The organism is Nitrosomonas sp. Nm166 (genome assembly GCF_900112825.1).
Taxonomy (GTDB): domain Bacteria; phylum Pseudomonadota; class Gammaproteobacteria; order Burkholderiales; family Nitrosomonadaceae; genus Nitrosomonas.
This window is the reverse complement of record NZ_FONE01000010.1, coordinates 51,230-67,491: the sequence shown is the minus strand read 5'-3', so window position 1 is coordinate 67,491 and position 16,262 is coordinate 51,230. Positions and strand designations below refer to the sequence as shown.

Genomic DNA, 16,262 nt, shown 5'->3' with positions numbered 1-16,262 from the left:
AATAGCTGGGAGGGTCAACGCAAACAAATAGGGTAAGTTTGCCTATTACAAGAAATACAACACAAAAATGCTGGCAGAATGTCTCTGTGCCAGGTTTGCAGTTAATACATCCGTGCAGGCTTTCGTAGTCTTTTCCCAAGGCCATACTAAGTCAAACCATCCGAAAGACCATCACGAATATCAGTACTACCGGTGCAGAGATCAACGCCACCTCCCACTTAGGAAAGCTGGGTACCGTAATCACGCTATCTTTTACTATTCAAATTCTTGATCAAGAAATACCGTTATCAATAAACAGTACAATCAGATCCGTTAAACAACTTGAGAATGATCAGAGAATACTCTGTTTTGGGATTGAATTTACTGAATTAGAGTCGAATCAGGTTTTTGCATTACACAGCCTGGTTTATCAAGAAATAGTCGAGAATCCTCATCGCGCAGCTTAACTATGCAAATCAAGATCAGGACTCTAAGATTAGCTAACTTACCAGAACCCCCAGTTATCTGTAGATATGATCCATATTCCCAGCATACCATTGGTGAGCGCATGCGCGAGAATGGGCGACCACAGCGTGCCGCTACGCATGTATAAAAGATTGTAAACGATCCCGGCAAACAATCCGGCCAGCCATAGGTTATGTGCAACTGCAAAAAGCATGGCAGTAATGCAGAAAGCTTTAAGCCCTACCTGTGCTGGGTTGACAGTCAGAAAATCCGGATGAATGAGCCAGCGCATCAGAAATGACCGCCAGAACAGCTCTTCCATTACGGGAACCACCAGCACCGCGCCAATTAGGCGCACTGTAACCAGGAGCCAGTCGATCTCAGCATGATTGCGCGGATCAAAACCAACCGGTTCTCCCATCACCATCCATTCCTCTGTCAAATTAATCCAGGCTATAAATACGAGAATGCCTGCGATGACTGCGGCACTCCAGGTGCCAAAATTCTCCCCAGCAGGCCATCGCAATTCACGATACGCCTTTCTCATCCACCACAGTAAACCAGCAACAATCGTGATTTTCACCGCATACAGTAGGCGCAAGTCATTGGCTTCCCAACCAAACTTCAGCAATCCATCTTCCAATATCATAAAAAAGATGTAAGCGCCAAAAGGCGCAATGCGGTATAAGCTATCCCGATCAAACATAATAATTATTTTTCAAATGAATCAAACTTTACAATCCGGACCCACAGAATATTGCAGTACGTTGATTCTGTACCTCATATCAGTTTAAAGAAAAAGATGAATAGTGAAACAAAAAAAAGAATGCTGAATAGCCTATATTTGGCATGCACGAGAAACTTCTACACTGTATCGCAGAAGAGTTATTGATCGAATAGATGACAAACACACAAATACACTGCCCGTGCGGCAGTCACATCCAATACATCAATTGCTGCGGCCGTTATCTGGATTATGGCGAAGTTCCCGCCACGGCGGAAATACTGATGCGCTCACGCTACACGGCTTACACCTTGAATCGCGAAGACTACCTGCTGGCGACTTGGCATCATAATACACGCCCAACCGCCCTTGAACTAGCAACCTCACCGCATAACCAATGGCTGGGTCTCACAATAAAACACTATGAGCAGCCAGCCCCTGATTGTGCAACCGTTGAATTTGTGGCGCGCTACAAAATCAATGGACGCGCTTACCGCTTACATGAAATTAGCCATTTCGTACGCAGCCAAGGGCTTTGGTTGTATGTCGACGGCGATATCGTATAAGACAAGAAGAGAAAATAGCAATTAAGCACTGAAGCAGAGAAAAAAGCCATGCTTATTGGAATCTGAAGCTGAAGCCGTTACTGAATCTCACAACGCTTCGTAGCGAATCTCCACTACCTCCAGCTCTTCCATGCCACCTGGCGTATTCAATCGCACACTATCACCTTCGCGCGCCTTAAGCAGCGCCTTGGCCAGCGGGGAAATCCAGCTGATAAGACCACGACCAGGATCTGCTTCGTCCATGCCGACGATACTATAAGTATGCTCCTCGCCCTGGGTATTGCAAACCGTCACGGTGGCGCCAAAAAATACTTGATCACATTCACCGCGCTGAGTAGGGTCGACCACTTCAGCATTATCCAGACGTTTGGATAAGAAACGCAAGCAGCGATCGATTTCGCGCAGGCGCCTTTTGCCATAAATGTAATCGCCATTTTCCGAGCGATCGCCATTCGAAGCCGCCCAGGTAATGGTTTTAACCAACTCAGGGCGTTCCACTTTCCATAAATGATCGAACTCTTCCTTCAATCGCTGATACCCAGCCGGAGTGATATAGTTCTTTACTCCCTGCGGTAATCTCGGCGTAGCACCGAGCTCGTCGTCTTCACTCTCCTTGATGAATGCTTTACCCATATTGACGAATCTCTATTTGAAACAGGAAAAACTTTTAAATATAGAAGCTTAGCTATTTATTCAAGACCATTTCTTGCTTAAAGGAATATTCTTCCACAACCTCCTATCCTCAGCAATTCATGCAACCCGGGCCATGGTCTTTTATTAGTATTTACAGTTAATGCGAAACCGTGCGGGAAAAAACGTTAATGATAACAACCCCTGCAACAATCAGAGATAAGCCGATCACGGCAGGTATGTCCAAAGATTGCCCCAGAAAAAACCAGCCGCTGAATGCAATTAATATTACACCAACGCCGGACCAGATGGCATAGGCTACCCCTACCGGGATGGTTTTGAGCGTCAACGAAAGAAAATAAAAAGCCAGCAAATAACCAGCGACAACCACCAGCGACGGCCACAAGCGAGTAAATCCCTCGGCTGCTTTCAGACATGAGGTGGCAATCACTTCACTGACAATTGCAATTGAGAGAAAAATCCAATGCTGCATTTATTTACTCCATGCAAGTAATTATTCACACATTGACTTACCGCAGTGCATCGGTAATCTGATTAAAGGGTTTATGCTGAAAAAAGTTGCGAATATTATCTGCCAAGTGATCCAGCAGGCGTTGCCGGGATTCCCTGCTGGCCCAGGCGATATGCGGTGTTACAATCAGATTTGCCGGTTGTTGTTGCAGTATCAAGTTATCTTTGCCCGGCGGCTCCTGCTGTAAAACATCGATAGCGGCACCCGCAATACGGTCTGTGGACAGGCAATGCAACAGATCTGCTTCATTTACTAATCCGCCCCGTGCCGTATTAATAAAATATGCTGAAGGCTTCATCAATTCAAATTCTCTGCGACTGATCAGATGATGCGTTTTCTGAGACAGGGGACAATGCAAGGTAATAAAATCCGCCTGACGGATCACTTCATCAAATGCCATTCTGCCAGGGCGTGGCGGTTTATCTTTATGCTCTGCAATCAACAATTGCATGCCAAATGCTTGCGCGATTTGCGCTACCGCCTTGCCGAGTTCACCAAATCCGATGATACCCAATGCCTTGCCCGACAATTCTTGGATGCCGAAATCCAGTGGACAGAAAAATGGGCTGGCCTGCCAGCCACCTCTTTTCACCAGCTCCTGATACTCCACGAAACGGCGCGCAAGATTCAGCATCAGCATAAAAACATGTTGCGCTACAGAAGGCGTAGCGTAACCGCGCACGTTGCACACCGGGATATTGCGCTCAGCCGACGCAACGAGATCGATATTGTTGTAGCCAGTAGCAGCCACACAGATGAGTTTCAGACGATGCGCAGCAGTTATTGCTGCGCGACTGAGGAAAACTTTATTGCTGACAATCACTTCAGCTTCGCTGACTCGTTCCACAATTTCCTGCTCGCAAGAATCCTGATAGTACTGCCATGGCGATATCGCTTGCTCCAGTACCGTGCAGTCCAGATCACCACGGGTCACAGAACCGAGATCAAGGAAAACAGCTCGCATCCAATTACTCCGTTATGTTTTACAAGACAACGAAAACTTCTTGCTAAAAAAATAGGATCTGAATTCATATGAAAAATCTTTACAGCTTCTTCTTTTGATGATAATAACATACTAGAGACGACTCAACGGATTCAAGGAATCATTCGGAATCAAGGAGAAAAATTATGGCCGCTCTGATTATGACTGTGTTTACACTCGCATCAACATCCTTTTCTCATAATGACACCATTCCATCCCGTTATACTTGTGATGGAAAGGATATCTCACCGGCGCTTACCTGGACGGGCATACCTGAAGGCACTAAAAGTCTAGTACTCATCGTCGATGACCCGGATGCACCTGATCCAGCCGCTCCTAAAATGACCTGGGTCCACTGGGTGCTATACAATATTCCGCCAAGTACCACCGCTTTAGCCGAAGGTATTTCAGAAAAAGACCTTCCGCCAGGTACCTTACAGGGAATTAACGACTGGAAGCGTACAGGCTATGGCGGTCCATGCCCGCCAATCGGTACTCACCGTTATTTTCACAAGCTGTATGCGCTGAATACGGTGCTACCGGATTTGCAGCATCCTGCCAAGGCTACGCTTGAACAAGCCATGCAAGGCCATGTCATTGCCCAGGCTGAATTAATTGGGCGCTATCAACGTCATCGTTAATCTGATACTCTGCAGAGATGATAAGGAATTTCTCAGTATTACTGAGAACAATGCGGTAATTTTTTGCTACCCAGAAGTTAATGTGTTTGGTTACTTATTGCCCGCAATCGCTCGTAGAGTTCGCGTTCTTCATTGGAAAGATGTTGCGGCACCCATAAACTTATGCGCAAATAAAGATCACCTTGCCGATTTCCTCCAAACTCTGGCAAGCGTTTTCTCTTTAGGCGCAATATGGTATCCGATTGCGTTCCAGGGGGAACTGTTACATCGACCCAGCCATTCAATAGGGTAGGCACCTTAAGCGTAGTGCCAAGAACAGCATCCGGCAGCGATAAGGCCTCAGTATGTAGCAAATCGGCACCAGATCGCTCGAAACGAGGATCAGGGCGGGAACGTATCAATACCAACAAATCGCCATTCACGCCGCCCACTGCTAAACTTGGCATCCCTTTGCCGGGAATGCGCAGCGCCATGCCTTCTTCGGCACCCACCGGAATTTTTACCGTTAATTCCTCAGCTTGTTCCAGTTCTCCGCTACCGCAGCATTCCGGACAGGGGTGTTCATTGATGCTGCCACGCCCGCTGCAGATTGAGCAAGGAACAATATGCTGAATCAGCACATGATCTTTTTCCTTGCGTTGGCTATGGGTGATACGCCCCGTACCGCTGCAGGCTTCACACTGACGTGGCGCAGCCCCGCCTTCTCCTCCCGTTCCATGACAGGCATAACAAGTTACCGGCCGTTTAAAATGAACAACCTCTTCGCCACCCCGAGCAATCCGATCCAATGTGATATAGAGATCTATTTCAATATTCGCGCCATGCGGAGGCCCTTTGCGACGGCGTCCAAAAAAACCGCCCAATAAACTATCTGCACCAAAATCAAAATTGATCCCACCGAAAATATCGTCAAAATTGATGGTGCTGAATAAATCTTCCTGACTGGTTCCTGCAACACCTGCGAATCCCCGCGCATCGTACTCAGCCCGCTTTTGTGGATTGGACAGGATCGCATAGGCTTCAGCAATTTCCTTGAAGCGCTCCTCAGCCCCCGCTTCCTTATTGCGGTCTGGGTGATACTTCATCGCAAGGTTGTGGAAGGCATCCTTGATCTCTTTTTGATCGGCATTCTTGGCAATACCAAGCACCTCATAATAATCACGCTGATCAGATATGGCTGCACCCTGATTTTATTTTGAATTTAAAAATATAAATTCTATTCTTCGTTGTCGTCTATTTCTTCATGACTGCCTATTCCCGACTTCTTCGCAAATGATTCACTAATCTTGGCTAGCTCATTGAGTCGAGTCGCCACTTTCTGATTAAGGCTTCCTTCGGGATATTCACCCTTGATATCCGCTTCTCCGGCTGGCAAATCGGTCAGAAGCGTGATGGCCTGATCAATATTTTCTACAGCATAAATATGAAATTGCCCGGCAGTAGCGGCTGCAATCACATTCTGTCGCAGCATCAAGTGCTTGATGTTAGCAACAGGAATGATCACCCCTTGTTCACCAGTTAATCCTCGCGCAGCACAAATATCAAAGAATCCTTCAATTTTTTCGTTAACCGCCCCGATTGCCTGCGCTTGGCCCAGTTGATTCACTGATCCGGTCATTGCGAGAGATTGTTTGATGGGCACATTCGCGAGGTGGGAAAGCAGTGCGCATAATTCCGCCAAGGAAGCGCTATCCCCCTCCACCATCCCATACGACTGTTCAAAAACCAGGCTGGCAGAAAGCGCCAATGGCTGATTTCTGGCATAACGTGATGCCAGGAAAGCGGAAAGAATCAGAATCCCTTTGGAGTGAATAGCGCCGGATAGCTTTGCTTCGCGTTCAATATTTACAAATTCTCCTTTGCCAAACCGGCTGGTAGCAGTAATTCTCGTAGGTTGCGAAAAAAAGAAATTCCCCAGCTCGATCACAGTAAGGCCATTGACTTGACCAGTTACTGCGCCTTGAGTATCGATCATTAAAGTATCCCGCAGGATGGCATCGTACAGCCGATCCCTCACGCGATCCTGCCGCCGTATCTGGGAATCAATGGCCTGTTGGATATGACTGGCCATCACTACCTTATGATTCTCCTCACGCGCCCAGTAATCAGCCTCACGCAATAAATCCGCTATGCTTCGCATGTGCATGGAAAGCCTTTCTCCATCACCCGCCAGTCGCGTGCTGTACTCGATCACCCTTGCCACCGCATGGCGATCAAACGGCAATAATGCTTCCTTGCGAACCAGTGTGGCGATCAGACGGGCGTAAAGCAAGTGAATATCAGCATTACGCTCAATAAGTTCCTCAAAATCTGCTGCTACCTTAAACAATTCACTGAATTCCGGGTCGTATTCTTGCAACAGATAATAAAATATGCGGTCCCCGAACAAAACTATTTTGATATCCAGTGGAATCGGCTGCGGCTCTAAGGATACGGTACTAATAAGGCTATACATTTGCCCTAGAGATTCGATGCGAATCTCACGCGATTGCAGCGCGCGCTTAAGACCTTCCCATGCAAATGGCTGAATCAGCACCTTACGCACGTCCAGTAGCAGATAACCGCCATTCGCCCGATGGAGGGCACCCGGCTTGATAAGCGTAAAATCCGTCACCAACGCCCCAAACTGCGAAATATGTTCCACCCGTCCCACCAGGTTGCTGTAAGTCGGATTGTCTTCGCTGATGATAGGTGCGCCAGGTTCTCTGTTATTGGTTACCAGCACATTGACCTGATAATTATGAAAAGTTTGATGCGTTGTAACTATCATGCCTGAAACGTTAATGGATTCCTCCTGCTTGCGAAAATCATCCACATGTTCGACCATATCCTGTTGCACAGCATTAAAATACTTCAATACTTCAGGCAGATCTGAGTAAATAGTGCGTAATTCATCGAGCACATGCGCAACGGTTGACAACATCATTTCCCGGTTAAGCTCTCGTATCCGCTCGTTCCGCTCTCGTCTCCACTGTGGCAGATGACTTAAAATCTTTTCCAGTCGTTCCTGTAACTCATTGATAGCAGCTTCTATTTGTTCTTTTTCCTGTTGAGGCAGCCTATCGTATTCATCCGGCGAAATCACCTCCTTATTACGCGTAGGAGAAAAAGCAAATCCATCGGGTGTTTGTAATAGTACGATGTTCCTTTTCTCAGCATCTGCCCTTAATTCCCTTAACGCATGTTCCTGCTGGTCAGTAAATGCTTTCTGAATCGCCCTGGTCTTGGCACGATATTCATCACTCTCAAACAACGCAGGAACTGCGCCACGCAAATAATTGATCAGCTTATCCATATGCAGGCGTAATTGTTCGCCTTTACCATACGGTAGCTTAAGCATAAGGGGTTTGTGTGGCTGGGAAAAATTATTGATATAGCACCAGTCGGCAGGTTTGTTCTCTTGCTTCGCCTTTTCTGCAAGAAGTTGCCGTACCAAACTCTGCTTGCCCATACCGGATGGGCCAAGCACAAAAAGATTGTAGCCTTCATGCCGAATACCAGAACCGAACCGCACTGCATTCATAGCGCGTGCCTGCCCAATTATTTCAGTTAAATCTTCAAGGTCAGTCGTAGTCTGGAAACTGAACTGCTCAGGATCACAGGAATTGCTTAACTGTTGCGGCTGCAGAGGAGAATGGTTTGTCATTTTTTTATTCTAAGTAAAAAATAATATGATCTTGTCTTTCTTATTTATTCTGAAGACAGTCACCTTTCTGTGTGTGCGATCAAACAACTGGCTCAATAGATCCTTATTAATATGCAAATAATTTTAAAATCACTTGTTCTCATGATACTCAGCATCCACTACCTTTCCACGCGGACCTGATCCGCTTGGACGTGGTTCTCCTGACGGCGCATTGATATTTGGAGGTGGTTCTGGTCCTTCCCAAGGGGTTTCTGCGTATGGACCTCCTCTCTGAGCCTGGCCTGATTGCGCATACAGCGCCATACCTGCTTCTTTCAACAATTTTTTTAATGCTTCAGCGCGTTCGGTTGCCAGCACGACGTCTTTCTTAACGAATGCTTCCTTGGTTTCACGCAAGGACGCCTCGATGCGTTTTTTTAATTCGTCAGTTAGTTTCTCGGCAAAATTGGCAAGCATTTTCTCAGCTTCATAGCAAGTTGCATCTGCAGTATTGAGTTTTTCTGCATCTTCGCGCCGTTTTTTATCCGCTTCCGCATAGTGCTCAGCATCTTCCACCATGCGCTTCTTGTCAGCCTCTGATAAACGGGTAGATCCAGAAATACTGATAGATTGGGATTTTCCGCTGGCCATATCCCGCGCAGAAACACTCAAAATACCGTTTGAATCGATATCAAATGTTACCTCGATCTTTGGAACACACGCGGTGCAGGAGGCAAACCGTCCAGATTGAATTCACCCAAACTCACATTGTCCATTGCCATGGGACGCTCGCCCTGGAACACATGAATGGTAACACTGCTTTGCATGTCAGCGGCAGTAGTAAAGGTTTCCATGCGTTTAACCGGGATCGGGGTATTGCGTGCAATCAATGAGGTCGCAATCCCTCCCAGCGTTTCTACCCTCAGTGTCAGCGGCGTTACATCCACCAGTACAATACCGCCCACTTCGCCTGCCAGCACCCCGGCCTGAATGGCTGCACCCGCGGCCACGCATTCCATCGGATCAACGCCCATCTCTGCTTTGCGCCCGAAGACTTCCTCGAAAAAAGCACGGACTATCGGCATACGCGTCGGTCCGCCGACAAATACCACGCGATCTACATCGTTGGGTTTAATGCCGGCGTCATGCAAAGCTTGCTCAATCGGAGCACGACAGCGTTCTATGACCGGTCGCACCAGACGCTCAAGTTCGGTACGGTTCAAATCCAGTTCAAGATGGCATGGCGCACCCTCCTTGGAAGCAAGGTATGGCAAACTGATATGCGTGCTGACGCTGGTGCTGAGCTCAATCTTTGCGGTTTCTGCTGCCTCGATTAAACGCGCTGCAGCTTTGGGATCATTGCGGATATTGATACCGGTGGTCATCTGAAAACGATCCGCCAAGTGTTCGAAAACACACTGATTCATGTCCGTGCCGCCGAGCTGAGTATCGCCGCTGGTGGCTTTGACTTCGAATACGCCTTTACCAAATTCCATGATAGGCTAGCGAAGCGGCGGTAGGCTCATTGACGAGGCGTATTACCTCCAGTCCGGCAATCCGGCAAGCATCCTTGGTCGCTGCGCGCTGATTGTCGTCAAAATAAGCGGGCACCGTTACCACCGCTTTTTCCACTGGCTCGCCGAGAAAAGCTTCGGCATCACGCTTGATTTTTTGCAGCAGAAATGCGGAAAGTTGCTCGGGCGAATATTCTTTATCCCTGAGGCGAACAACTTCGCGCCTGCCCATTCTGCGCTTGAAAGCAGTCGCGGTACCCTCGGGATTTGCTATCATCTGACGCCGCGCAGGCTCACCCACCAGGATCTGACCATCGGCAGTCAGGGCAACATAACTGGGAAATGCTTTTCCTCCTATACTGACGCCCTCGGCGCTAGGAATAATGACTGGCCGACCGCCCCGCAGAACGGCGGCGGCTGAATTTGAAGTACCTAAATCAATACCGATAATAGCCATACATTCTCTCTTAAATTTTTAATGATGATTATGATGCAACCTATATATCGCGATTATCTATATAGTGCATCAGCCAGTATCGCTGCTGATTACTAATAAAATTTCTCAGAATTTACATGCCCATTTCATTAATTTGACTAACCGCCGCCTCTTTCTTCTCAGGGAGATTAGCTATCATGACATCGGCAGTAAGAATCAGGCTGGCTATCGAAGCAGCATTCTGTAAAGCGGAGCGCGTCACTTTGGTAGGGTCGACAACGCCCATTTTTATCAGATCACCATATTCCTCAGTAGCTGCGTTGTATCCGAAGTCGCCTTTATCCTCAATAACCTTTGCCAATACCACTGACGGTTCACCGCCAGCGTTGGCTATGATTTGCCGTAAAGGTTCTTCTAAGGCGCGTAGCACAATCTGGATACCCGCATCCTGCTCATTATTGCTACCCTTCAAACCGCCGATTTCAGCACGTGCTCGCAGCAACGCCACACCGCCGCCAGGCACAATACCTTCCTCCACGGCAGCACGAGTTGCATGCAAGGCATCTTCGATACGGGTCTTTTTCTCTTTCATCCCTGTTTCCGTAGCTGCACCGACTTTGATGACCGCAACGCCGCCTGCCAGCTTGGCTGCACGTTCTTGTAATTTCTCCTTGTCATAATCACTGGTGGATTCTTCAATCAATTGACGAATTTGTTTGACACGATTCTGAATTTGCGGCGTATCGCCGGCGCCCCCGATGATCGTTGTGTTTTCTTTATCAATTTCAATACGCTTGGCCTGCCCGAGATGCTCCAGGGTAATCTTCTCCAGCGTAAGACCGATTTCTTCAGCAACAAGCTTACCACCCGTCAGAATGGCGATATCCTCCAGCATGGCCTTGCGGCGATCGCCAAAACCCGGGGCCTTGACTGCCGCAATTTTTAACGTCCCGCGAATCGTATTGATTACCAAAGTCGCCAGTGCTTCACCTTCGATATCTTCGGCAATAATCAGCAAGGGACGGCTGGTCTTGACAATATTTTCCAGCAATGGAAGCAGATCACGAACACTGCCAATCTTCTTTTCATACAGAAGAATATAGGGATCATCCTGCGCCACGATCTGCTTGTCAGGATTGTTAATAAAATAAGGAGACAAGTAGCCGCGATCAAACTGCATTCCTTCCACGATTTCGAGCTCATTTTGCAGGCCTTTGCCGTCTTCGATGGTGATCGCACCTTCCTTTCCAACTTTTTCCATGGCTTCCGCAATGAGTTCACCCACCACCACATCAGCATTGGCGGAAATAGCCCCAACCTGTGCAATTTCTTTACTGGTTGCACAGGGTTTGGATGCTTTCCTTAGCGCTTCTACAGTGGCAGCAACCGCCAAATCAATACCTCGCTTCAAATCCATCGGATTCATGCCTGCTGCGACAAATTTCATTCCTTCCCGAACAATTGCTTGCGCCAATACCGTGGCGGTAGTTGTACCATCCCCCGCTACATCAGATGTTTTACTGGCGACCTCTCTCACCATCTGTGCTCCCATGTTCTCGAACTTATCTTCAAGCTCGATTTCCTTTGCTACGACAACACCAGAATTGGCGACGAGAGGTGGACCATATGCCCGCTCGATAATGACATTGCGCCCTCTTGGACCGAGCGTAACCTTTACTGCATTTGCCAGGATATTCACACCTTCTGCTATCTTGGTACGGACACCGTCATGAAACAAGATTTGTTTTGCCGACATCAGAATCTCCTAAACGAATATTTATAAACCTTGATCAACATTTATTACTACTACCTGAACATCTTTTCTCCGGATCTCCTAACTCTACATACCCCATCATTGAATTATAAATGTGCTTCGTAGTATTTTTATTCATAATACGAGAACTTCAATATTACGAGTTTATTTCTATTTATGAGGTACTTATCTATAATTGTCAATGACCTTGGAGGTGAATTATTTTTTTTCGATTTAAGTTGATTATCGTACAGACAAATCTTCTTTCTTCAAATATTTTCAAAAAAGGTGTAGTTTAATTTTCGCTTCATCACTTCTGGCAGGAAATTGGCATTACCTAACTCTTACTTTAGCGGAGGTTCAGATGAAAAGTATAAAATTAAAGAGCTTTTTAGCTTTCATATTAACGCAATGTTTTATAGCTCTGGCTTTTGGGGCCAGTCACCGTGAGGCGCCGTTGATCGCGTTTGATCCAGCCGCAGATAATACAGACGTGTATGCCTTCAGAAGCTGGGAAAATCCTGACAAGGTAGTCTTTATTCTTAACACAATACCAGGCCAGCAACCAGCAGATGGCCCGAATTATTTTGCTTTTGATGACAGAATTCTTTACGAAATCCATATTGACAACAATCAGGATGGCAAAGCTGAAGACATTGTTTACCAAATCCGATTTAAAACAGAAACCCGACCAGCATTAGGTTCGTTGAATTTCCCGCTTCCTTTCGTTGGCAATCCTAATATTCCTATCCCCGAACTTCAAGGAATAACAGCATTGGACGGTCCTGGTTCAGAGGGATTGACGCGACGTCAAACTTATACAGTTACGGAAGTTCGTGGTAATAAAAGCCAGCAGCTCTTTGAAGGCCAAACGCTGGTAGCGGTGCCATCCAATGTAGGACCCAACACGATGCCGAACTATGAAACCTTGGCCGCACAAGGCATCTATAATGATAGCGAAACAGGGGTTCGCGTTTTTGCGGGTCAACGATATGAAACTTTCTATATTGATCTTGGCGCCGTCTTTGATACAGTTAATCTACGCCGACCAGTTCCAGCGCTTACGCCGGAAGAAGATACCAATGATCACATCAATCCCTTTGGGATCAATCGATTCAAGGGTTTTAATATCAATAGCATTGCCATAGAAGTGCCGATTAATAGAATCACCCACGATTATCTTCCAGCAGATACGAGCACAACGCCAATCATTGGCATGTATGCTTCAACGAGCAGGCAGAAGACCAGAATTCTCAGCAATAATGATAACGAACAAACGAAGAGTGTGAGAAAGTTTGTTCAGGTTTCAAGAATGGCAAATCCGCTAATAAATGAATTGATTATTGATACGCCAACCAAAGATCTGTGGAATACTTCTGAGCCTGAGGAAGAAAGTCAATTTCAAGAGTTTTACAAAGCCCCTTCACTCGCTACAGCGCTCAATTTAATTTTTGGCCTTCCAGTTCCGACTACTCCACGTACAGATTTAATGCAGGTATTCTTGAAATACCCAGGTCAACCATTGCAGGAAAGCCATTGTGGTTCACCTTGCGCCGAATTGCTTAGATTGAATCTGAGTATACCTCCCACACCTCCCGAAAATCAAAAACGTTTAGGCGGTCTGGCATCGCCACCGGATCCTGCTGGATTTCCTAACGGCCGCCGCCCCAATGATGATGTCACAGACATCGCAATTCGGGTTGTTGGTGGTCAAGCATTCTTAGATGCTCGTGTTGGTGATGGTGTCAACTTTCTTGAGAATGCACCAGGGTCTAATCTAACATCAAATGGTATTTATAAGATTTTTCCATTTCTTCCAACACCAACGCCGGGGCGCGATATTGATTGCAATGGGACTGAAGCCAGCCCCTGCAATTAATGATCCGCGATAAGTACATCGAGAGCTCACCTCCTGAGAGGTGAGCAAATAGAGTATCGAATTGACAATAATGTCAAATATAATTAAAAACTTATCAATTGGTTGCATAACGATTCTCTACCATTTATTCAAAAAAACCATTTATTCATCGAAGTCCTCGAGAGCCTATTCGCTAACCTTTTTCTCTTTTTGGGCAGATGATAGATGGTAGTTTTTGATAATCATTTTCAGAAATTCCTTTTTTTAATAAGTTGGGCTATCACATATCAGATTTTATCTGCTTCTATTATTTATGCAGAACCCTATATTCCTAATAATGATTCCATTGTTTTGGAAACACTTCCTGCATCAGGAAATTCCGATATTCAAGAATTGCGTCAACTGCGAAACAAGCTGTCGAACACTCCAACTGATTTAGCACTTGCTGTGGAGCTTGCACAAAAGTATCTTCAAATAGGCCACACAATGGCAGATCCCCGTTATGATGGTTATGCCCAGGCTGCACTCCAGCCTTGGTGGAATATGGCTCAACCCCCTCCAGAAGTGCTTCTTTTGCGCGCGATCCTTCGTCAACGTCGACATGATTTTAATCTCGCTCTCAATGACCTTCATCAAGTTCTTCAGATTCAACCCAATAACTCCCAAGCATGGCTTACACAATCGGTCATCCACCAAGTACGTGGGCATTATCAGGATGCTCATCAAAGTTGTCTTCCCTTACTCCGGCTGAGTGGCGCTTTGATAGCAATATCATGTATAGCGAATGTCGCAAGTTTGAATGGCAATGCACAGAAGAGTTATCTTGCCTTACAGAAAATTGTCGAGAATGACGCTGTTTCGGCACCCCAGGAAAAACTGTGGGCGTTAACAATCCTTGCTGAGACGGCTACACGTCTCGGGAAAAATTCAGAAGCTGAGCAATATTTCAAGGCTGCCTTTGCTGTTGATCGAAGAGATGTTTATTTATTAGGCGCTTACTGCGATTTTTTGTTGGATCAAGGTAGAACGAAGGAAGTGCAAACTCTACTTAAACATATGACCCAGCATGATGGGCTACTGTTGCGTTTAGCGCTTGCAGAACAACAAATCCAAGCCCCTACGTATGAAAAGTATATTGAAGAACTTAAAACCCGCTTTGCAGCCAATAGAATGCGAGAGGAAGCTCAGCACCTTCGAGATGAGTCTCGTTTTACACTGCATCTCTTGCATCAACCTAAACAAGCTTTGGAATTGGCTCAGAAAAACTGGCATATCCAGCGAGAACCCTGGGATGCGCGAATACTTCTGGAAGCTGCGCTTAAAAACAATGATCGATCTGCGGCACAACCCGTATTAGATTGGCTAATGTCCGTAAATTTAGAAGATGTGCAACTTGCGAAACTCGCGAAAGAGTTGTTATGAAACAACCGATTATTTTCATTCTCATCGGTATTTTACTGGCTATATTTTCAGAAATTACAGTTGCACACAAGGCAAGCGATAGTTATTTACGGTTCGAGATTAATGATGGAATTATTCAAGGGCGATGGGACATCGCGCTACGTGATCTCGATTATGCCATCGGATTAGATGAAGACGCTGATAGACGTATTACTTGGGGTGAACTTCGCGTTAGGCATCAAGCCATCACTAATTATGCATTTACTCATCTTCAAATAAGAGGAGATGGTGCTAAATGCTGGAGCAATCTTCCTGACCATCTTGTCGATCATCACACTGACGGAGCTTATGCAGTTCTCCACTTCACGGTGACTTGTCCTGAAACCGTGAGTATATTTGAAATAGAATACAGTTTACTATTCGATTTAGACTTGCTTCATCGGGGATTGCTTCAAGTTGCTTACGATGAGCAGGTGCAAACCGGAATTTTCAGCCCTGAACACCAAACAATTCGTCTCAATTTAAACAAAAGCTCTTCTTGGCATGAATTTATCCAATTTGGGCGAGAAGGTGTATGGCATATCTGGATTGGCTACGATCATATTCTTTTTTTGATTAGCCTTCTTTTACCTGCTGTTTTACAGTGGAAAGCAGGGCGCTGGTATCCTCAACAATCTTTTCGCCTAGCATTTTGGGAAGTATTCAAAATCGTCACGGCCTTTACACTTGCTCATTCCATCACTTTAAGCTTGGCTGTTCTTGGATTCGTGAGTCTTCCTTCACGCTGGGTAGAATCGGCCATTGCCGCATCTGTTCTCATTGTTGCTCTCCATAACCTCTATCCGATTATTCAAACCCGTTTATGGGTCATCACATTTATTTTTGGCTTAATTCACGGGCTTGGATTTGCGTCTGTTCTTATTGATTTTGACCTTCCACAAAAATCATTGGCGCTGGCGTTGGCTGGATTTAATCTTGGTGTAGAAATAGGACAAGTCGTGATTGTGGGCATATTTACTCCACTGGCATTTTGGGTTCGCCGCTCCTGGTTTTACCAGCGGTTTATTCTTAACTTTGGTTCTCTGATGATTGCATTCGTTGCATTCATTTGGTTAATAGAACGAAGCATGACTTGGACTTAATCCTAATCTGTACA

At 46.1% G+C, this 16,262-nt stretch carries 13 protein-coding genes and 1 pseudogene; 6 read left to right on the top strand and 8 right to left on the bottom strand.

Features of this window, described 5'->3' with window-relative positions; all coding sequences use genetic code 11:
* The first annotated feature begins 143 nt into the window (after positions 1 to 143).
* Positions 144 to 446, top strand: a complete 303-nt coding sequence (locus tag BM021_RS16555) for a PilZ domain-containing protein (protein WP_090719409.1) — start codon at positions 144 to 146, stop codon at positions 444 to 446.
* A gap of 38 nt (positions 447 to 484) precedes the next feature.
* Here BM021_RS16555 and BM021_RS04660 read toward each other — a convergent pair whose 3' ends face one another.
* Positions 485 to 1,150, bottom strand: a complete 666-nt coding sequence (locus tag BM021_RS04660; protein ID WP_090719378.1) for a CAAX prenyl protease-related protein — start codon at positions 1,148 to 1,150, stop codon at positions 485 to 487.
* Between the two features lie 194 nt (positions 1,151 to 1,344).
* Between BM021_RS04660 and BM021_RS04655 the strand changes: the two genes are divergently transcribed.
* Entirely contained in the window at positions 1,345 to 1,734 is a 390-nt protein-coding gene (locus BM021_RS04655) for a YchJ family protein (RefSeq protein WP_090719376.1), read from the top strand.
* Positions 1,735 to 1,821: 87 nt separating this feature from the next.
* Here the strand turns inward: BM021_RS04655 and greB are convergent, their stop codons facing one another.
* From greB to BM021_RS04640, 3 genes are all read right to left on the bottom strand, one after another.
* On the bottom strand, positions 1,822 to 2,367 hold the full coding sequence (greB, locus tag BM021_RS04650) for a transcription elongation factor GreB (RefSeq protein ID WP_090719374.1): 546 nt from the start codon (positions 2,365 to 2,367) through the stop codon (positions 1,822 to 1,824).
* 157 nt (positions 2,368 to 2,524) lie between these two features.
* Positions 2,525 to 2,857 (bottom strand): DMT family transporter, encoded by a 333-nt coding sequence (locus BM021_RS04645; protein ID WP_090719371.1) that lies wholly within the window; start codon positions 2,855 to 2,857, stop codon positions 2,525 to 2,527.
* Positions 2,858 to 2,894: 37 nt separating this feature from the next.
* Entirely contained in the window at positions 2,895 to 3,860 is a 966-nt protein-coding gene (locus tag BM021_RS04640) for a 2-hydroxyacid dehydrogenase (protein WP_090719369.1), read from the bottom strand.
* A 164-nt stretch (positions 3,861 to 4,024) separates the two neighbouring features.
* Here BM021_RS04640 and BM021_RS04635 point away from each other — a divergent pair, with 164 nt between their 5' ends.
* Positions 4,025 to 4,519: a YbhB/YbcL family Raf kinase inhibitor-like protein gene (locus BM021_RS04635; RefSeq protein ID WP_090719367.1), complete on the top strand. Its 495-nt coding sequence runs from the start codon at positions 4,025 to 4,027 to the stop codon at positions 4,517 to 4,519.
* Positions 4,520 to 4,596: 77 nt separating this feature from the next.
* Here BM021_RS04635 and BM021_RS04630 read toward each other — a convergent pair whose 3' ends face one another.
* The 4 genes and pseudogenes from BM021_RS04630 to groL all read right to left on the bottom strand — a co-directional run bounded on the left by BM021_RS04630 (position 4,597) and on the right by groL (position 11,850).
* On the bottom strand, positions 4,597 to 5,667 hold the full coding sequence (locus BM021_RS04630; protein ID WP_218147814.1) for a DnaJ C-terminal domain-containing protein: 1,071 nt from the start codon (positions 5,665 to 5,667) through the stop codon (positions 4,597 to 4,599).
* 68 nt (positions 5,668 to 5,735) lie between these two features.
* Positions 5,736 to 8,165 (bottom strand): Lon protease family protein, encoded by a 2,430-nt coding sequence (locus BM021_RS04625; protein WP_090719363.1) that lies wholly within the window; start codon positions 8,163 to 8,165, stop codon positions 5,736 to 5,738.
* 129 nt (positions 8,166 to 8,294) lie between these two features.
* Positions 8,295 to 10,115 (bottom strand): annotated as a pseudogene (locus tag BM021_RS15995) (Hsp70 family protein).
* A gap of 112 nt (positions 10,116 to 10,227) precedes the next feature.
* On the bottom strand, positions 10,228 to 11,850 hold the full coding sequence (gene groL, locus BM021_RS04615; RefSeq protein ID WP_090719361.1) for a chaperonin GroEL: 1,623 nt from the start codon (positions 11,848 to 11,850) through the stop codon (positions 10,228 to 10,230).
* Between the two features lie 361 nt (positions 11,851 to 12,211).
* Between groL and BM021_RS04610 the strand changes: the two genes are divergently transcribed.
* The 3 genes from BM021_RS04610 (at position 12,212) to BM021_RS04600 (ending at position 16,248) form a co-directional block, all read left to right on the top strand.
* Positions 12,212 to 13,726, top strand: a complete 1,515-nt coding sequence (locus BM021_RS04610) for a DUF4331 domain-containing protein (protein WP_090719359.1) — start codon at positions 12,212 to 12,214, stop codon at positions 13,724 to 13,726.
* Between the two features lie 204 nt (positions 13,727 to 13,930).
* Positions 13,931 to 15,127 carry a tetratricopeptide repeat protein gene (locus BM021_RS04605; RefSeq protein WP_090719357.1) on the top strand — a complete coding sequence of 399 codons (1,197 nt, stop codon included), beginning with the start codon at positions 13,931 to 13,933 and terminating at the stop codon, positions 15,125 to 15,127.
* Positions 15,124 to 16,248, top strand: coding sequence for a HupE/UreJ family protein (locus BM021_RS04600; protein ID WP_090719355.1), 1,125 nt, complete (start codon positions 15,124 to 15,126; stop codon positions 16,246 to 16,248). The genes BM021_RS04605 and BM021_RS04600 overlap by 4 nt, the downstream gene beginning before the upstream one ends.
* The last annotated feature ends 14 nt before the right edge of the window (positions 16,249 to 16,262 follow it).